Origin of the sequence: Zhihengliuella sp. ISTPL4, from assembly GCF_002848265.1 — a bacterium.
Taxonomy (GTDB): domain Bacteria; phylum Actinomycetota; class Actinomycetes; order Actinomycetales; family Microbacteriaceae; genus Microbacterium.
On the sequence record NZ_CP025422.1, the window covers coordinates 3,442,875 to 3,460,720 of the forward strand.

The window sequence follows — 17,846 nt, forward strand, 5'->3', positions numbered from 1 at the left end:
GAGCCTCGATTCGCGAGCGAGCGCGAGACAGGGTAATATCGGTGATCGCGCCGCTCACGCGTCGCACGCCGCTTTAGCTCAGTCGGCAGAGCATTTCACTCGTAATGAAAAGGTCGTCAGTTCGATTCTGACAAGCGGCTCAGGAAAACCCCCGAGATCCTCGTGATCCCGGGGGTTTCCTCGTTCCCGGTCCGGCCGCGGGGCGTACGCTCGGAGGATGAGCAGAGCGCTTCTCATCGTCGATGTGCAGAACGATTTCACCGAGGAGGGCGCCCTCGCGGTCCCGGGCGGCGATGCGGTGGCCGCCGCGATCTCCGCCTACCTCGCGTCCCACGCCGCCGACTACGAGGTCGTCGTGGCCTCCCGGGACTGGCACGATGCCGACGGGGACAACGACGGGCACTTCTCCGCGGCTCCTGACTACTCCGACTCGTGGCCCGTGCACTGCGTCGCCGGCACGCCGGGGGCGGACTACGACCCGCTGCTCGTGACGGACAGCGTCACGCACCATGTGCGCAAGGGGCAGGGGCGGCCGGCGTATTCGATGTTCGAGGGAACCACCGACGACGGTGCGACCGTCGCCGCGGTGCTGAGCGCAGCCGGCGTCGTCACGGCCGACGTCGTCGGCATCGCCACGGATCACTGCGTCCGTGCCTCCGCGCTCGATGCCATCGCCCACGGCGTGCGCGTCCGGGTCCTCACCGACCTCATCGCCGGGGTCGCGCCCGGGCCCAGCGCCGCAGCCCTCGCCGAACTCGCGCATGCCGGTGCCGAGCTCCTCGAGAGCGCAGAGGCGTGAGCCACAGCGTCCTCCTCCTCCGCGCGGTCAACGTCAGCGGACGCAGCAGCGTACCCATGACCCGGCTGCGGGAAGCCCTCGGCGCCAAGACCGACCTGGAGGACGTCTCCACCTACATCGCAAGCGGAAACATCGTCTGCGCGACACCGGCGGAACCGGCGGCGTCCTGCGCGACGGTGCGGGCGCTGATCGCGCGTGAGTTCGGCGTCGACACCCCGGTCATCCACCGCACGCACGCCGAGTTGGCGGCGTCCGAGACGGCTCAGCCCTTCCCGGAGGGAGATCTGAAGCTTGTGCATGCGATGTTCCTCGAGGGGACTCCGGCATCCGGCGCCCTCGAGGCCCTGCACGAGCGTCTCGTGCCGGGGGAGCGGCTCGCGCTGGTCGGCGACGATCTGTGGATCGACTACGCCGCCGGGGGAGTGCACTCGACGAAACTCACGAAGGCGGTGCTCGACCGCGCGCTCGGGGTGGCCGGGACGGCCCGTAACCTGCGCACCGTGCGGAAGCTCATCGCCCTGACGGCATGACCACCGCGCGGCTCAGCGCGGCCGGTGGCACCCGGGCATGCACGGCGACGTCGACGCGGCGAGAATCGCACTCGACGCAGCGGACGTACAGCACGATGCCCTCGCTGGTGGGATGGCGCGACTCGACGAGCCAGGCGTGCTCGTGGGTGTCGGTGGGGGAGGCGAGCCGGGGGATCGGATGGGTGTCGGGGGAGGTCATGGGACCAGCGTGATGTAATGGTCTTATGCATCTCAACCCTTACGGCGAGTATGCCGTCCTCCTCGCCGCGTCCCTCGCGAACGACTGGCCGACGGATCGCGCCGGCATCGAGGAGCGCACGCTCGCGCTGGGGATGACGCAGACCTTTCCTCCCGCGCCGGACGACCACGCGCAGGTGCGTGCCGTGATCGACGACTGGCTGGCCATCGTCGACGAACCGGACGCCGACGCGCGAGCCAGCCTGCTCAACGATCAGCTCGCCGCCGCTGGTGCCTACCCCCGGCTCACGAACCACGATGACGAGGGCTGGCATCTGCACTATCGGGACGACGTGCGATCGCTGCCCTTCGTCCTGCGCGCGATCATCAACCTCGGCACCGCGCTGCACCTCGTGACGAGAGGGATGAACCGCCTCGGACGCTGCGATGCCGCGCCCTGCACGAACGTCGTCGCGGATGTGACGCGCAACGGCCGCCAGCGGTTCTGCTCCGTGAGGTGCGCGAACCGGGCGGCCGTGCGGCGCCATCGGGCGCGCGTCAGCTGAGCGTCAGGCGGTCTGTCCCGCGTGCTTGCCCTCGCCGATCTCCTCGACGAGCTTCGCGTTGAACGCCGGGAGGTCATCAGGGGTCCGGCTCGACACGAGGCCCTCGTCGACGACGACCTCCTCGTCCACCCAGCTCGCGCCGGCGTTGCGGAGGTCGGTCTTCAGGCTCGGGTAGCTCGTGATCGTCCGGCCGTCCACGACGCCGGCCTCGATGAGGATCCAGGCGCCGTGGCAGATCACGCCGACGGGCTTGTGCTGCTCGAAGAACGCGCGGGCCAGGTCGATGGAGGCCTGATCCATGCGGAGGTGGTCGGCGTTCACCACGCCGCCGGGAAGCACGAGGGCGTCGAACTGGTCGGCGGAGGCGTCGGCGGCCTTCAGGTCGACGGCCTGCTCGTGGCCGTTCTTGCCGGTGATGGCCGCGCCGTCGGGGGCGATGAGCGTGGCGCTCGCGCCTTCCGTCGTCACGGCATCCCAGGGGCTCGTGAGCTCGCTGTCCTCGAAGCCGTCCGTCGCCAGGAATGCCACGCGGTTTCCGGTGAGAGTCATGGTCCGTCCTTTCCATGGGAAGTCGCCCTGTTTCGGGGACTCTTCGACCCTCTCGCGGCGCTCAGAGCCCCGCCAGGGGGTGGCCAGTGGAGGGCGACGGTGATACAGGGTGGCGGTGCGGGGCGGAACAGCGCGGGCGAGTCGATACGATCCGGACATGCGCCTCCGTCCCGCTTTCCTCCTCCTGCCGGTGCTGGTCGTCCTCGCCGGCTGCACGCCGTCTCCGGAACCGACGCCGACCGCGACGTCCAGCGCCTCGGCGACGCCGTCGACTTCGCCGGGGCCCACCCCGACCCCGGCACCCACGGAGACGTCGTCGCCGCCCGCCGCCGGTGCCTTCACGAAGGGGCAGCTGGTCTCCCTCTGCACCGACAAGATCCGCACGATCTCGCCGGATGCGACGTTCTTCGCCGACATGGCGACCGCCGAGTGGCTGGAGGAGACGGCGGTGTGGTTCGTGGCCGTCCCGGAGACGATCGACGGCCAGGACAACGTCGCGGTCTGCGGTGTCGGGGGGAGCCCGGACGCTCCCGACTTCGTGCTGCACGGCGAGACGCTGCCGGACGGCGTCGCCGGGATCCGCGACGACCTGCTCTCCGGGAACGCGGGTGGCGACGACTGAGGATGCGGTGGGCCCCGTGGGGCTCGAACCCACGACCCGCGGATTAAAAGTCCGATGCTCTGCCAACTGAGCTAGAGGCCCGTGCTCCCAGTCTAGGGGGCGCACGACGAGGGGCCGTCGGCGCTACAGCCGCCGACGGCCCCTTCACCTGCCCCGTGTCCCTCCTGACAACCGGGGAGGCCGTGTGCCGGTCGGGTCGCCGGCACCGTCCCTGGCTTACTCAGCCGGGGGCATCAGGACCGAGTCGATGAGGTACACGGTCGCGTTCGCGGTCTGCACGCCGCCGCAGATGACGTTGGCATCGTTGACCATCCACTCGTCACCGCTGCCGGTCACCTCGACGTCGGCGCCCTGGACGGTCGTGTGCATGCCCTCGATGTCCGACGGCTCGATCTGGCCGGGGACCACGTGGTACGTGAGGATCGACGTGAGCAGGTCGCTGTCGGTCTTCAGGGTCTCGATCGTCGCGGCGTCGATCTTCGCGAACGCGTCGTCGACCGGTGCGAAGACGGTGAACTCATCGCCGTTGAGCGTGTCGACGAGGTTCACGTCCGGGTTGAGCTCACCGCTCACCGCCGAGACGAGTGTCGTCAGCATGGGGTTGTTCGAGGCGGCGACCGCCACCGGGTCCTGGGACATGCCCTGGATGGAGCCGGCGCCGTCCGGGACCTCTTCCGCATAAGCCGCGCAGCCCGGGCCGACCAGGTTGGCCGCGGGGTCCATCTCCATCGGCGTCGACTCCGACGACTCCGGCGTCGTCGGCTCCGACGACTCCTCCGTGCTCGTTCCGCTGCCCATGGAACATGCCGAGAGCAGGAATGCGCTCGCCAGACCCAGGGTGACTGCTGCGGTGACCTTCTTCTTGGTGCTGAACATGTCGAGCTCCTTCGAAACTCCGGCCACGGCCTCTCCGTGGCGTCGAGGGCTGTTCGGAAGCCTTCCGGAATCGGATGGGAGGAATTTCGAGATTCCTCGAAATCCGATCCGATCCAATCCGTTGCGGGGGGTCGGCGCGAACAGCACCCGACAGAGACGAGGACCTCATGGACCTGATCATCATCGGCCTGCTCGGCGGGCTCATCACCGGCATCTCGCCGTGCATCCTGCCCGTGCTCCCGGTGATCTTCCTCACCGGCGGCGCCCAGTCGGCGTCCTACGAGGGGGAGGCGGTGCCGGCGAAACGCAGCCGCCCCTACTTCGTCATCGCGGGTCTCGTGCTGAGCTTCACGCTCGTGACGCTCGCCGGCTCGCTCCTCCTGGGTCTGCTGAACCTCCCGCAGGACATCATCCGCTGGGTGGGCATCGCGGTGCTGGTCATCATCGGAGTGGGACTCATCGTGCCGCGGTTCCAGCACATCCTGGAGCGGCCGTTCCAGCGCTTCGGCCAGCGCGAGGTCAAGAACCGCGGCAACGGGTTCGGCGTCGGTCTCGCCCTCGGAGCGGTGTTCGTCCCGTGCGCGGGCCCGGTGCTCGCGGCCATCATCGTCGCGGGCTCCACGGGGCAGATCGGCGTCGGCACCGTGCTGCTCACCGTCTCCTTCGCGATCGGCGTCGCCGTACCCCTGCTGATCTTCGCGCTCGCCGGCCGCAGCGTCATCGAGCGCATCCGCGCCTTCCGGACGAAGGAGCGGGCGCTCCGGATCGCCGCCGGGGTGGCGATGATCGCGCTCGCCGTGGGTCTCGTGTTCAACGTCCCCCAGGCGCTGCAGCGGTTGCTTCCGGATTACACCGCCCCGCTGCAGGAGCAGATCGCGGACTCGGAGCAGGTGCAGGACGCGCTCGACCTCGGCGGCCTGGTCAACGAGGAGAACAAGGACCTCGACCAGTGCACGAACGGCGCGACCGAGCTGGAGTCGTGCGGGACGGCGCCGTCCATCAAGGGGATCCAGCAGTGGCTCAACACCCCGGACGGGGAGGGGATCGACCTGAAGGACCTGCGCGGACAGGTCGTGCTCATCGACTTCTGGGCGTACTCCTGCATCAACTGCCAGCGCTCCATCCCGCACGTCGTGGCCTGGGATGAGGCCTACCGGGACGCGGGACTGCAGGTGATCGGCATCCACTCGCCCGAGTACGCGTTCGAGAAGGATCCGGGGAACGTCGCGGCCGGCGCGCGCGACTTCGGCATCGAGTACCCCGTCGCTCTCGACAACACCCTCTCCACCTGGACCAACTACCGCAACCGGTACTGGCCCGCGCACTACCTCATCGACGCGGAGGGCACTGTGCGTCACATCTCCTTCGGTGAGGGCAACTATGCCGCGACGGAGGCGATGATCCGGGAGCTGCTGCAGGACGCGGACCCGGACGTCGATCTCCCCGCCGCCACGGACGTGAAGGACGAGACCCCGGACGTGGGAGCCACGACCCGGGAGACCTTCCTCGGCTCCTCGAAGGACGTCAACTACGGCGGCGGTGACGAGTACCGCCGAGGTGAGGGCAGCTTCCGCTTCCCGGACGACCAGCCGGACGACAGCTTCGCTCTGGACGGCGACTGGACGGTGGAGACCCAGTACGTCACGCCGACGGCTGAGGGCGCGCGGATCCGGTTGCAGTATCGCGGGGCCGAGGTGCGCATGGTCGTCGCCGGGTCGGGTGAGGTGGTGGTCACCGACGCCGACGGGAACGAGCAGACGATCCGGATCGACGGGACGCCACGCTCCTACGGCCTGCTCGAGCAGGACGACATCGAGAAGGGCACGTTCACGCTCGAGGTCCCCTCCGGCGTCGAGGTGTATTCGTTCACGTTCGGGTGACGTCTGCACGGGAAGAGGGAGGAGATACGGCATGCTTATGGAGATGGTCATCGATGGGATGGACGTCCCCGAGGACGGGACGGCGCCGCAGGATGCTGTCGCCGACCTCCTCGTCCGCGTCGCCTCCGGTGATCAGGCTGCCTTCGCGACGCTGTACGACTCCCTCTCCTCCCGCGTCTTCGGGCTCATCCTCCGCGTGCTCGTGAACCGCGCGCAGAGCGAGGAAGTGCTGCAGGAGGTCTTCCTCGAGATCTGGCAATCCGCTTCCCGGTTCGCTCCGAACAAGGGACAGGGACGAACCTGGGTGATGACGATCGCGCATCGCCGGGCCGTGGATCGAGTGCGGGCTTCGCAGTCGAGTGCGGACCGGGACGTGCGTGCCGGCTACAAAGACCTCGGCGTCGCGCACGACAGCGTGGCGGAACGGGTCGAGCTGGGGATCGAGGGAGAGCGAGTCGTCGCGGCGCTGACGGGGCTTCCCGAGGCGCAGCGGGAGGCGCTCGTCCTCGCCTACTACGGCGGTTACAGTCAGAACGAGATCGCGGCGCTCGTGGGAGCACCGCTGGGCACGATCAAGACACGGATGAGAGACGGGCTGACCCGGCTCCGCACGGCGATGGGGGTGACGGCATGAACGAGAAGGACTTCGCAGAGCTCGCGGCAGGTGCCGCGCTCCACGCGCTGACGGCAGAGGAGGAGCGCCGTTACCGGCGCGCCCTCGCCGAGCACCCGGAGTGGGCGGCGCAGCACGACGCTGATGCGAAGGCGGCCGCACTCCTCGCCGACGGTGTGGCTCCGGTCGCTCCGCCCGCCGGCATCCGTGCGGCTCTGCTCGCGCAGATCGCCCAGGCTCCGCAGGGCGCCGCCGCGGACTCCGCGTCCGACTCGGGCGAGTCCGACGGACCCGCGGACGAGAGCCCTGCCTCCGGCGCCGCCGCTCCCGCTCCGGCTCGCCGCTGGACCCGGCTCGCTTTCGCGCTCGCCGCGTGCCTCGCGCTCCTCGTGGGGGTCGGGATCGGTGCGGTCGCCCTGAACGACCAGCTGAACCGCCCGGCGAGTGTCGTCGCCCTGCAGGAGATCGAATCCGCGGGCGACGCGCAGAAGGCGACGGTCGAGCTCGACGACGGCGCGACGGCGACGGCGCACTGGTCGGGCTCGGTCGGCAAGGCCGTGCTCGTCACGGACGGACTGCCCGAGGTGGCGGACGGCAAGACCTACGAGCTGTGGTTCGTGCGGGGAGAGGATCCGATCGCCGCGGGTGTGTTCGACGTCGACGACGGAGAGGCCACCGCTCTCCTCGAGGGTGAGATGCAGGCGGGCGATGCGATCGCCGTGACGGTCGAGCAGGAGGGCGGATCGCCGTCCGGGCTCCCCACGACCGACCCGGTCATCGTCATCCCCACGGCCTGATCGGCGGCGGTCGGGCGTACCCTGGAGGGATGCCCGAGCAGCACCACCGTCCCGTGCGTCGTCCGACGAGCGCCTTCGACAACATCGTCGGCGCCCATGACCCTGCCGAGGAGACGCGCGTCGCGCACGCCACCGCCTCCGCGCTGCTGACCCGCGTCCGTGAGGACGAGAGCGGGGCGAGCGTCGAGCGGCTCATCGCCTTCACGAGCGAGCACGGTATCGACGAGATCGCGGAGCTGTGGTCGAAGGCGCCATCGCGCACCCTGCCCGGATCCCTGTGGCGGCTGTACGTCCTTCAGCTCGCCATCCACGGCGATCCGGCCACGGCGGCGCTCCTCTACGACCGGGGGAGGGTCGAGCTGCCGTCGGCCGATGCCGTGGTCGCCGGGGCGCCGGTGCCCGCGAGCCCGGACGAGCTCGTGGCGCTCATCGACACGATCCTGCGCGGCGCCTTCCGCGGAGACTTCGCCGTGGCCCTGGAGCGCGCGGCGGCGTTCTGCCGCGTCCAGGCCTCCGGCGCGACGCACACCGCCGACGACTACGAGCCGACGGAGCCCGCCCGTGCCAGCGAGCTGACGACACGGGCTCTGCGGCTGAGCAGCTATGCGCAGGACCTCGCGGCGTCGGCGGCGCTGTGGCGCACCGGAGCGCTGGCCTGAGCCGCATCCGGAGACGGCGTCCGGACAGAGAAAGACCGGGCCGCAAGAACGCCTCTCGGCGGAAGGCCGCTCACAGCGGCGAAAATTGGAGCCCGGGGTTATGCGGCCCGGCCACTCCAGTGTAACGCGAGGACGCGGTGGGTATTCCCCGCGGCCTAGGCTCGTCACATGACCCGTCGCTTCGCCCTCATGATCGATCCCGTCGCCGCCGACGAGCAGCGCGCCGACTACGCCGGCACTTTCACCCAGGTGGACGCCGCGGCCCCGGCGCTCAGCGTGGGCGAGCTGAGCACACAACGGGGCGACGGGGTGTTCGAATCCATCGGCGTGATCGACGGGCACGCGCAGGAGGTCGTCCCGCATCTGGAGCGCCTTGCGCACTCGGCGCGGCTCTGCGACCTGCCGGTGCCCAACCAGGAGCAGTGGCGGCAGGCGATCCAGCAGGCCGCGGCGCAGCTCGACGCGGGGGAGTCGGTCATCAAGCTCATCCTCAGCCGCGGCGTCGAGCACGGGCCGACGCCGACCGCGTGGGTCACGGCGGCTCCGGCAGCGGACTTCGCGGCGGTGCGGCGGAACGGCGTGAAGGTCGTCACCCTCGACCGCGGGTACGACCTCGGCGCCGCCGAGCGGGCGCCCTGGTTGCTCCTCGGGGCGAAGACGCTGTCCTACGCCGTGAACATGGCGGCCCTGCGCGAGGCCAAGCGCCGCGGAGCCGACGACGCCATCTTCCTGTCGAGCGACGGCTTCGTGCTGGAGGCCCCGACGGCCTCCCTCATCCTGCGCTTCGGCGACCGGTTCACGACCCCGGCCCCGAACGGCGGCATCCTGCACGGCACCACGCAGCTCAGCGTCTACGATCACCTCCTCGCGCGCGGCTTCGAGGTCGGGTACGACCGCATCCCCGCTGCCGACCTGACGCGAGCCGATGCCGCCTGGCTCGTGTCGAGCGTGCGACTCGCCACCGCCATCACCGCGATCGACGGCACGCCGGTTCCCGTCGACGCCGCCCTCACGGAGGATCTCAACACCTACCTCCTCTCCCCGCGCGACTGAGGTCTTCCGGCTCCGCGGGCACGACTCCGGAGATGCCGCACCACACGCCGACACTCACCGCCCGATACCGGCGTGTCCTCGGTGATCTCCGAAGCTGTGCACGGCACAGGGCGGCAGGATGCTGGGCCGGGGTCAGGGGCGGCGACGCATGGTCTCGAGGATGGCGCGCTCGACGAGGGGCCAGTCGTGGAGGACCATCGCGTAGTCGAAGCGGAGCGTGGGGTGACCCCAGCCGGCGGCGGTCGCATCGCGGACCAGATCGCGGTGCCGGAGCGAGCTCTCCTCGTGGTTGGCGCGTCCGTCGGTCTCGATGATGAGCCAGCCGTCGATGAGGAGGTCCACCCGGCCGGTCCCGACCACGCCGACCTGCGTCCGCACGCGCCACCCATACCGCCGGATCCGCAGCCGCACCAGAGACTCCAGCCCGCTGTCGGCGTCGGCCCGCGAAAACGCGATGAGGTCGCGTCCCTCGGCTCCGAGCCGGTCACCGAGCCGGCGCAGCCCGGCCTCGTCGATGAGTCCGAGCCGGCGCGCGGACTCCAGCGCGACGAAGAACGCCTCTGGCCCTCGGCAGCCGTAGATCTGCCGGAGCACGAGGGGCACCCCCGGCTGCTCGAAGGCACTGCTCGACGTCGCAGCATCCCAGTGCGTCACGCACCGGCAGTCCTCGTGCGGATACTGATGGCGGTCGTGATGCATCCAGACGTGGAGGGCCGGCTCGTCGAGCACCCAGAGCCCGAGATGCCGCGCTGCGGACCCGCAGCCGAGGACCCCGCCGTGGGCGGCGGCGGTCACGACCTCCACGCACGCGCCGTCCGTCGCATAGACCCCGCGCCGCGCCCGGACGAGTGTGCCGCCGCGCACCCGACGCTCGATCTGCCGTCGTCCGTGCCGGGCGCGGAGCGCGGCATACGTCCACACCTGCGTCCCTCGCCCCGTGCACATCCCGCCATCATTCGCGCCGTCTCGGCCTCCCCGGCCGCGACTCGCCTCGGTAGCGCACCGTCTGTGGACGATCCTCCCGACTCGCGATCTGTGCAGGAGTCACGACCCGTGCACAGCTTCGGAGATCGAAGGAGACACGCCGTGGCCGGAGCCCGGGCGACGGCGTGTCGCGCGGCATCTCCGAAGTTGTGCCCGGCAACAGGTCCGGGGACGGGCGGGAGACGGGAAAGGCCCGGACGCGAGGCGTCCGGGCCCGAAGACCGAAGAGAGGGTGGGTCAGCCGAAGCGGCCGGAGACGTAGTCCTCGGTGGCCTGCACGGACGGGGTCGTGAAGATGCTCGTCGTGTCGTCGTACTCGATGAGCTTGCCGGGCTTCCCGGTGCCGGCGATGTTGAAGAAGGCGGTCTTGTCGGAGACGCGGCTCGCCTGCTGCATGTTGTGCGTCACGATGACGATCGTGAACTCGTTCTTCAGCTCGCCGATCAGCTCCTCGATCGCGTAGGTCGAGATGGGGTCGAGGGCCGAGCACGGCTCGTCCATCAGCAGCACCTCGGGCGACACGGCGATCGCGCGGGCGATGCAGAGACGCTGCTGCTGGCCGCCCGAGAGCCCGGAACCCGGACGGTCGAGGCGGTCCTTGACCTCGTTCCACAGGTTCGCGCCGGTGAGGGACTTCTCGACGAGGTCGTCCTGCTCGCTCTTCGACATCCGCTTGTTGTTGAGCTTCACACCCGCGAGCACGTTCTCCTTGATGGACATCGTGGGGAACGGGTTCGGTCGCTGGAACACCATGCCGACCTGACGGCGCACGAGCACCGGGTCGACGCCGGCGCCGTACAGGTCCTTGCCGTCGAGCAGCACCTCGCCCTCGACGCGGGCGCCGGGGATGACCTCGTGCATGCGGTTGAGGGTGCGGAGGAAGGTGGACTTGCCACAGCCCGACGGGCCGATGAAGGCCGTGACGCTGCGCGGCTGGATGTCGAGGGAGACGCCTTCGACCGCGAGGAAGTTGCCGTAGTAGACGTTGAGGTCGTTGACTTCGATGCTCTTGGACACGTGGATTCCTATTCTGAGTGGTCGGGCGCTCAGCGGCCGTTGACCTTCGGGGCGAACAGCTTCGCGATCAGGCGGGCGAGCAGGTTCAGCACCATGACGATGAGGATGAGGGTGAGGGCAGCGGCCCAGGCGCGCTCGACAGCGGCGTCCGGGTTCGTGCCCTGGTTCATGTACTGGTTGTAGGCGAACACCGGAAGGGTCATCATCTGACCGTCGAAGATGTTCGTGTTGAGGCTCTGCGTGAAGCCGGCGGTGAGCAGCAACGGGGCCGTCTCGCCGATCACACGGGAGATCGCCAGCATGACAGAGGTCATGATGCCGGCGATGGACGTGGGCAGGACGACCTTGAGGATCGTGAGCCACTTCGGCACGCCCAGGGCGTAGGAGGCCTCGCGCAGTTCGTTCGGGACGATGCGGAGCAGCTCCTCGCTCCCGCGGACGACGACCGGGGTCATCAGCACCGCCAGCGCGAGCGCGCCCATGAAGCCCATCGAGATGCCGGGACGGATCAGGAGCGCGAAGACGGCGTAGATGAACAGACCGGCGACGATCGACGGGATGCCCGTCATGACGTCGACGAAGAACGTGATGGCCTTCGCGATCCTCCCGCGGCCGTATTCGACGAGGTAGATGGAGGTCATCAGACCGACCGGCACGGAGATGATCGTCGCCGTCAGCGTGATGAGGACGGTGCCCCAGATCGCGTGCACGATGCCGCCGCCATCGCCGACGACGTTGCGCATCGAGTAGGAGAAGAACTCGGCGTCGAAGCGCTCGATGCCGTTCGCCACCACGGTCCACAGCAGCGAGATCAGCGGAAGCAGGGCGATGAGGAAGGCCGTCGCGACGAGGGCCGTCATCAGCCGGTCCACGGCTTTGCGGCGGCTCTCCGCGATCGACGAGATCACGGTGATGATCACCATGTAGAGCAGGATGCCGACGATGACGGTACCGGCGATGTTGAAGTCGGCGAGCGGGGTGTCGGAGCCCGCGGCGGCGACACCGAAGACGGCGGCCGAGACCACGAACGAGACCCCGAGGAGGGCCCACGGCGCCCACTTCGGCAGACGTCCGGAGGTGAGGGCGGTGGTGCTTGCGGCGGGCGGCGCGCTGGTGAGGACGGTCATGTCAGTTCGCTCCCGAGAACTCGGCGCGGCGGGCGACGATCCAGCGCGCCAGCGCGTTGACCGCGAAGGTCACGACGAAGAGGATGAGGCCGGTCGCGATCAGGGTGTTCACGCCGGTGCCGTGCGCCTCCGGGAAGGCGAGGGCGATGTTCGCAGGGATCGGTGTGGGGTTCGTGGCGGTGAGCACGAGGAAGCTCACGACCGCCGAGGGCGAGAGGACCATGGTGACGGCCATGGTCTCACCGAGCGCGCGACCGAGGGCGAGCATCGCGGCCGACACCATGCCGCCGCGGGCGAAGGGGAGGACGGCCATCCGGACCATCTCCCAGCGCGTGGAGCCGAGGGCCAGGGCCGCCTCCTCGTGGAGCTTCGGGGTCTGCAGGAAGACCTCGCGGCAGATGGCGGTCATGATCGGGATGCACATGACGGCGAGGACGAGCGCGGCGGTGAGGATGGTCTTCCCGGTCGCGGAGACCTGTCCGCCGAAGAACGGCACCCACGAGGCGTTCTCGTTGAGCCAGACGTAGATCGGCTGCAGCATGGGGGCGAGCACGAGGCCGCCCCAGAGGCCGAAGACCACGGAGGGCACCGCGGCGAGGAGATCGATGATGTAGCCGAGGAAGGCGGCAAGCCGACGGTGTGCGTAGTGCGAGATGAAGAGCGCGATGCCGATGGCGATGGGCGCGGCGATCAGCAGGGCCATGAACGAGGCCCACAGGGTGCCGAAGACGAGCGGCCACACGTACTCCCAGAATGACTGGCCTCGGAGGATGTGGTTGTCCGTGGTGTCCAGTTGGAAGGCCGGCAGGCTCTGGATGATGAGGAAGGCGGCGACGAGCGCCAGCACGATCAGGATGATGATGCCGGACGCCAGCGCGGTGCCGGAGAAGACCCGGTCGCCGAGGCGCTGCTTGGCCTTGATCGGTGTAGGCGGCGCCGGGGTCGGTGCCGGTGCCGTTGTCGGCTCCTGCGCTGTCGTGCTCATGATCTCCCTGTTTCGGGCCGGGTGGAGATGGATCGGGTGCTGACCTGGCGGAGCCCCCGCGCCCGCTCGGGGACGCGGGGGCACCGTCGTCAGTGGATCGGCAGGATCAGCCGACCTGGATCAGGTCGATCGCGGCCTGGACCTGCTCGCGCAGGCCGTCCGAGATCGGGGCGCTGCCGGCGTTCTCCGCGGCGGCGTCCTGGCCCTCGGCGCTCGCGACGTACGAGAAGTACTCCTTCACGAGCTCCGCGACGTTGCTGTCCTCGTACTGCTCGCAGCCGATGAGGTAGCTGACCAGGGCGATCGGGTAGGCGCCGTCCGCGGCGGCGGCCGGGTCGACGTCGAAGACGAGGTCGCCTTCGCCACGGCCCTCGGCGAGCGGCGAGCCCTCGACGAGCTTGGCGGCGGCCTCAGCCGAGTAGGCGACGAAGTCCTCGCCGACGCCCACGGCGACCTGGCCGAGGCCGTCCGCCTGGGAGGCGTCGAGGAAGCCGATGGCGCCGTTGCCGGCGGTGAGGGCCTGCTTCACACCCGAGGTGCCCTGAGCGGCCTCGCCGCCCTGGATCGGCCACTCGTCCGAGACCTCGTAGGTCCAGACGTCGGGGGCCGTCGCGCTGAGGTACTCGGCGAAGGTCTCCTGCGTGCCCGAGGGGTCGGAGCGGTGCACCGGCGAGATCGCCAGGTCGGGCAGCTCGACGCCGTCGTTGAGGGCTGCGATGGCCTCGTCGCTCCAGTTGGTGATCGTGCCGGCGAAGATGCCCGCGATCGTGGGGGCGTCGAGGTTCAGGGTGTCGATGCCCTCGAGGTTGAAGGCGACCGCAACGGGGGAGATGTAGAGGGGGACCTCGACGATGTCGTCGGTCGTGCAGGCGCCGAAGCCGCCGGCGGCGATCTCCTCGTCGTTGAATGCGCGGTCGGAGCCGATGAAGTTGCTGCCGCCCTCGAGGAAGTTCTCGCGGCCGGTGCCGGAGCCGGTGGGCTCGTAGTTGACCGTCACGTCGGGGTTTGCCGTCTGGAAAGCGGCGACCCAGGCCTCCTGGGCTGCGGTCTGCGAGGACGCGCCGGTCGCGTCGATCGTGCCGGAGAGCGTGGACTCCGAGGGCTCTTCGCTGGAGCCGCCGGTTCCGCCTTCGTTCGCGGCACAGCCGGCGAGGGCGAGAGCGGCGACGGCGCCGATGGCGCCGATTCGTGCGATTCGGGAGATCTTCACTGTGGATCCTTCGATCTTGGAGGGGTGGGGCCCGGTGCAGGGCACACAGTGACGCTAGGGGCGACGGTTAACGAGACTCTCCCGAGCAGGTGAACGGCAGGTGAACGACCGGCGACTCTCTGGGGGCGATCCCCGTCGTTGTGCGGGTCCCGGGGGCGACGCCTCCCGTCCGCATCCCTCACATGGCGCCCGTCCCGGCCGAGAACCGGCGAAGTGCGCGACTCGAACGAGGGGGAGCGTCAGACCTTCGGCGCGTGCGTCTCGATGGAGATGATGCCGGAGCCGGGGTTGGTCGCCGAGACGTGCACGACGGAGAACGCACCGGTCTCCAGATCGGCGGCGCTGCTGACGTACGAACCGTGCACGGTGCCGGTCGCGAGGGCGATCTCCGAGAGGAGACCGGGGAGCACAGGGCCGTGACTGCACAGCACAGCGGGCTTTCCGGAGCGGATGCGACGGCCGACGACCGCGCGCAGATCGGCGACGCCCTCTTCCCACGCGTCCTGGCTGATCTTCTCGGTGAGGACCGGCTTCCGGTCCAGAGCCTTCGCGAGCGGTGCGACGGTCTGCACGCAGCGCACCGCGTCGCTGCTGACGATCTTGCGCACGCCGAACGCGCGGAGCGGACCGACGATGGCTTTCGCCTGCCGCTTTCCTCGGTCGGTGAGGGGCCGCGCGGCGTCGGCCTTGTCCCACTCGGACCGGGGCAGGGCCTTCGCGTGCCGGAGGGCGATCACCGGGAACGTCCGCAGCACGCCGTCATCCACGAGCGCGGCGAACGCATCCAGGATCTCGAGGTCGACGGGATAGCTCAGCGCGGTGCGGGCCTTCTTGACACTGACCCACTCCAGCGCGGCGATCTCGCGGTTGGGTACGAAGGTCGAGGCGCGGATCGCCGCGTCCGTCGCCTCGGCGGCCCAGTAATGCACGACCTTCTGCTTGCGGGACGCGAGGTGGTAGCGGCTGATCCCGACCGGGACCCCGAGCGCGACGCGGATGCCGGTCTCCTCGTGCACCTCGCGCACCGCCGTCTCGGCGAGCATCTCGCCCGGGTCGACCTTGCCCTTCGGAAGGGTGACGTCCCGGTACTTGGTGCGGTGGATGAGCAGGATGCGCAGCTTGCCGTCGATCAGCCGCCACACGACGGCCCCGGCCGCGTACACGGCCTTGCTCGCCCACTTCGCGTCGGTGGCGGGCTCCGGGAGCTGGACCTGCCGCGCCGTCATCGAACCGCCCGCGCCCGACGACGTCGCTGGATCATCCCCATGGTCTTATCCTGCAGGTCGACGAGCGGCTTGCCGTCGGCATCCACGGCGTGGCGCTCCCACACGCCGTCGCGGCCGAGGTGCCACGAGGACGTGCGGTCGTCCATCGCCAGATCGAAGAATGCGGTGAGCTCCTTGAGGTGCGCGCTGTCGGTGACCCGCACGAGGGCCTCGACGCGACGGTCGAGGTTGCGGTGCATCATGTCGGCGCTGCCGATGTACACCTGCGGGTCGCCGTCGTTCTCGAACGTGAAGATGCGGGAGTGCTCGAGGTAGCGACCCAGGATGCTGCGGACCGTGATGTTGTCGCTGATCCCGTCGAGGTCGGTCCGCAGGCTGCAGATGCCGCGCACCCAGACGTCGACCTTCACGCCGGCGGCGCTGGCCCGGTAGAGCGCATCGATGATCTCCTCGTCGACCATCGAGTTGACCTTGATGCGGATGTGCGCGGGCTTGCCCGACTCGGCGATCCGTCGTTCGGCGTCGATCAGCCGGACGAGGCCCTTGCGGAGGTGCAGCGGGGCGACGAGGAGGCGCTTGAACTTCTTCTCGATCGCGTAGCCGCTGAGCTCGTTGAACAGCCGCGTGAGGTCCTTGCCGACCTGGGCGTCGGCGGTGAACAGCCCGAAGTCCTCGTAGATGCGGCTCGTCTTCGGGTTGTAGTTGCCGGTGCCGACGTGGGAGTAGTGACGGAGCATGCCGTCCTCTTCGCGGATCACGAGGGCGAGCTTGCAGTGCGTCTTGAGTCCGACGAGACCGTACACCACGTGCACGCCCGCCTTCTCCAGCTTGCGCGCCCACACGATGTTGTTGGCCTCGTCGAAGCGGGCCTTCACCTCGACGAGCGCGAGCACCTGCTTGCCGGCCTCGGCGGCGTCGATGAGGGCCTGCACGACGGGGCTGTCGCCAGAGGTCCGGTACAACGTCTGCTTGATGGCGAGCACGTGCGGGTCGCGGGCGGCCTGCTCGAGGAATGCCTGCACGCTCGTGGTGAACGACTCGTACGGGTGGTGCACGAGGACGTCGGACTTGCGGATCGCCTTGAAGATGTCGGCACGCGTGTTGGAGCCGGTCGGCTGGAACGCGACAGCTGTCGTGGGCAGGTGCGGCGGGTACCGCAGGTCCGGGCGATCGATGCGTGACAGGTCGAAGAGCCCGCGCAGATCGAGCGGCCCGGGGAGGCGGTAGACCTCCTGGTCGGTGATGTCGAGTTCGCGCACGAGGAGGTCCATCGTGACCTCGTCCATGTCGTCGGTGATCTCGAGCCGGATGGGTGGACCGAACCGGCGGCGCAGCAGCTCGGCTTCCAGCGCCTGGATGAGGTTCTCGCTCTCGTCCTCCTCGATCTCCACGTCCTCGTTCCGGGTGAGGCGGAACGCGTGGTGGTCGAGCACCTCCATGCCGGGGAAGAGATCACCGAGGTGGTTGGCGATGAGCTCCTCGAGGCGGAGGAAGCGCTTGATCTCGCCTGCCGACGGCACCTCGACGAAGCGCGGCAGCATGGGCGGCACCTTGAGGCGGGCGAACTCCTGCCGACCGGTCCGCGCATTGCGGATGCGGATGGCGAGGTTCAGGGAGAGTCCGGAGATGTAGGGGAACGGGTGCGCCGGGTCGACGGCCAACGGCATGAGCACCGGGAAGACCTGCGCGCCGAAGTAGTCGGACAGCGCGCGGCGTTCGTCGTCGGTCAGATCCGCCCACTCGGTGATCTCGATACCGGAGTCGGCGAGGGCGGGACGGACGAGCTTCGTCCAGGCATCCGCGTGGCGGAGCTGGAGCGCGTGGGCCTCCCGCGAGATGTCGGCGAGGGCGTCGACGGGGGAGCGCCCGATGTTGGTCGGCACGGCGAGGCCGGTCATGATGCGCCGCTTGAGTCCGGCCACGCGCACCATGAAGAACTCGTCGAGGTTGCTGGCGAAGATCGCCAGGAAGTTCGCCCGCTCCAGCTCCGGCAGCGACGGATCCTCCGCGAGCTCCAGCACGCGCTGGTTGAACGCGAGCCAGCTCAGCTCGCGGTCCAGATAGCGGTGGTCGGGGAGCTGCGAGTCCGGCGCCTCGACGGCGTCGTCGAAGTCGTCGTCTTCGGCGTCACCGAGTCCGGCGTCGGCGAGTGCGGGATCGATCATGGGGTACATCT

General features: G+C 69.5%; 19 protein-coding genes and 2 tRNA genes. 10 read left to right on the forward strand and 11 right to left on the reverse strand.

What is annotated here, in order from left to right; genetic code table 11:
• The first annotated feature begins 67 nt into the window (after positions 1-67).
• The 3 genes from CYL12_RS16555 (at position 68) to CYL12_RS16565 (ending at position 1,329) form a co-directional block, all read left to right on the forward strand.
• Positions 68-140 (forward strand) — tRNA-Thr (locus CYL12_RS16555).
• A gap of 77 nt (positions 141-217) precedes the next feature.
• Entirely contained in the window at positions 218-799 is a 582-nt protein-coding gene (locus CYL12_RS16560) for an isochorismatase family protein (RefSeq protein WP_101848531.1), read from the forward strand.
• On the forward strand, positions 796-1,329 hold the full coding sequence (locus CYL12_RS16565; protein WP_101848532.1) for a DUF1697 domain-containing protein: 534 nt from the start codon (positions 796-798) through the stop codon (positions 1,327-1,329). The genes CYL12_RS16560 and CYL12_RS16565 overlap by 4 nt, the downstream gene beginning before the upstream one ends.
• On the opposite strand, the gene CYL12_RS16570 is transcribed toward CYL12_RS16565, so the two are convergent.
• On the reverse strand, positions 1,310-1,528 hold the full coding sequence (locus CYL12_RS16570; protein ID WP_101848533.1) for a hypothetical protein: 219 nt from the start codon (positions 1,526-1,528) through the stop codon (positions 1,310-1,312). The genes CYL12_RS16565 and CYL12_RS16570 overlap by 20 nt on opposite strands.
• A 25-nt stretch (positions 1,529-1,553) precedes the next feature.
• Between CYL12_RS16570 and CYL12_RS16575 the strand changes: the two genes are divergently transcribed.
• Positions 1,554-2,072, forward strand: coding sequence for a CGNR zinc finger domain-containing protein (locus CYL12_RS16575; protein WP_101848534.1), 519 nt, complete (start codon positions 1,554-1,556; stop codon positions 2,070-2,072).
• Positions 2,073-2,075: 3 nt separating this feature from the next.
• Here CYL12_RS16575 and CYL12_RS16580 read toward each other — a convergent pair whose 3' ends face one another.
• Positions 2,076-2,621 (reverse strand): type 1 glutamine amidotransferase domain-containing protein, encoded by a 546-nt coding sequence (locus CYL12_RS16580; RefSeq protein ID WP_101848535.1) that lies wholly within the window; start codon positions 2,619-2,621, stop codon positions 2,076-2,078.
• A 157-nt stretch (positions 2,622-2,778) separates the two neighbouring features.
• On the opposite strand from CYL12_RS16580, the gene CYL12_RS16585 reads away from it, so the two are divergent.
• Positions 2,779-3,243, forward strand: coding sequence for a hypothetical protein (locus tag CYL12_RS16585; RefSeq protein ID WP_101848536.1), 465 nt, complete (start codon positions 2,779-2,781; stop codon positions 3,241-3,243).
• An 8-nt stretch (positions 3,244-3,251) separates the two neighbouring features.
• Here CYL12_RS16585 and CYL12_RS16590 read toward each other — a convergent pair.
• Both CYL12_RS16590 and CYL12_RS16595 read right to left on the reverse strand, forming a co-directional pair.
• A tRNA-Lys gene (locus CYL12_RS16590) sits at positions 3,252-3,324 on the reverse strand.
• A 135-nt stretch (positions 3,325-3,459) separates the two neighbouring features.
• Positions 3,460-4,119, reverse strand: coding sequence for a fasciclin domain-containing protein (locus CYL12_RS16595; RefSeq protein WP_101848866.1), 660 nt, complete (start codon positions 4,117-4,119; stop codon positions 3,460-3,462).
• 167 nt (positions 4,120-4,286) lie between these two features.
• Here CYL12_RS16595 and CYL12_RS16600 point away from each other — a divergent pair, with 167 nt between their 5' ends.
• The 5 genes from CYL12_RS16600 to CYL12_RS16620 all read left to right on the forward strand — a co-directional run bounded on the left by CYL12_RS16600 (position 4,287) and on the right by CYL12_RS16620 (position 9,121).
• The gene (locus CYL12_RS16600) at positions 4,287-5,999 is read left to right on the forward strand and encodes a cytochrome c biogenesis protein DipZ (protein WP_101848537.1); all 1,713 of its coding nucleotides are present in this window, start codon (positions 4,287-4,289) and stop codon (positions 5,997-5,999) included.
• Between the two features lie 31 nt (positions 6,000-6,030).
• On the forward strand, positions 6,031-6,633 hold the full coding sequence (gene sigK, locus CYL12_RS16605; RefSeq protein ID WP_199399159.1) for an ECF RNA polymerase sigma factor SigK: 603 nt from the start codon (positions 6,031-6,033) through the stop codon (positions 6,631-6,633).
• Positions 6,630-7,409, forward strand: coding sequence for an anti-sigma factor (locus tag CYL12_RS16610; RefSeq protein ID WP_101848538.1), 780 nt, complete (start codon positions 6,630-6,632; stop codon positions 7,407-7,409). Before sigK ends, CYL12_RS16610 begins: the two co-directional genes overlap by 4 nt.
• 29 nt (positions 7,410-7,438) lie before the next feature.
• Entirely contained in the window at positions 7,439-8,068 is a 630-nt protein-coding gene (locus tag CYL12_RS16615; RefSeq protein ID WP_101848539.1) for a DNA-directed RNA polymerase subunit beta, read from the forward strand.
• Positions 8,069-8,236: 168 nt separating this feature from the next.
• Positions 8,237-9,121, forward strand: a complete 885-nt coding sequence (locus CYL12_RS16620) for an aminodeoxychorismate lyase (RefSeq protein WP_101848540.1) — start codon at positions 8,237-8,239, stop codon at positions 9,119-9,121.
• Positions 9,122-9,253: 132 nt separating this feature from the next.
• On the opposite strand, the gene CYL12_RS16625 is transcribed toward CYL12_RS16620, so the two are convergent.
• From CYL12_RS16625 to CYL12_RS16655, 7 genes are all read right to left on the reverse strand, one after another.
• On the reverse strand, positions 9,254-10,066 hold the full coding sequence (locus CYL12_RS16625) for a hypothetical protein (RefSeq protein WP_101848541.1): 813 nt from the start codon (positions 10,064-10,066) through the stop codon (positions 9,254-9,256).
• Between the two features lie 276 nt (positions 10,067-10,342).
• Positions 10,343-11,122 (reverse strand): phosphate ABC transporter ATP-binding protein PstB, encoded by a 780-nt coding sequence (pstB, locus tag CYL12_RS16630; protein ID WP_025104291.1) that lies wholly within the window; start codon positions 11,120-11,122, stop codon positions 10,343-10,345.
• A 29-nt stretch (positions 11,123-11,151) separates the two neighbouring features.
• Positions 11,152-12,249: a phosphate ABC transporter permease PstA gene (gene pstA, locus CYL12_RS16635; RefSeq protein WP_101848542.1), complete on the reverse strand. Its 1,098-nt coding sequence runs from the start codon at positions 12,247-12,249 to the stop codon at positions 11,152-11,154.
• Position 12,250: 1 nt separating this feature from the next.
• The gene (pstC, locus tag CYL12_RS16640; protein ID WP_101848543.1) at positions 12,251-13,234 is read right to left on the reverse strand and encodes a phosphate ABC transporter permease subunit PstC; all 984 of its coding nucleotides are present in this window, start codon (positions 13,232-13,234) and stop codon (positions 12,251-12,253) included.
• 106 nt (positions 13,235-13,340) lie between these two features.
• Positions 13,341-14,444 carry a phosphate ABC transporter substrate-binding protein PstS gene (locus CYL12_RS16645; protein WP_101848544.1) on the reverse strand — a complete coding sequence of 368 codons (1,104 nt, stop codon included), beginning with the start codon at positions 14,442-14,444 and terminating at the stop codon, positions 13,341-13,343.
• Between the two features lie 239 nt (positions 14,445-14,683).
• Positions 14,684-15,670, reverse strand: a complete 987-nt coding sequence (locus tag CYL12_RS16650; RefSeq protein WP_101848545.1) for an NUDIX hydrolase — start codon at positions 15,668-15,670, stop codon at positions 14,684-14,686.
• Positions 15,667-17,835, reverse strand: a complete 2,169-nt coding sequence (locus CYL12_RS16655) for an RNA degradosome polyphosphate kinase (protein ID WP_101848868.1) — start codon at positions 17,833-17,835, stop codon at positions 15,667-15,669. Before CYL12_RS16655 ends, CYL12_RS16650 begins: the two co-directional genes overlap by 4 nt.
• Between the last annotated feature and the right edge of the window lie 11 nt (positions 17,836-17,846).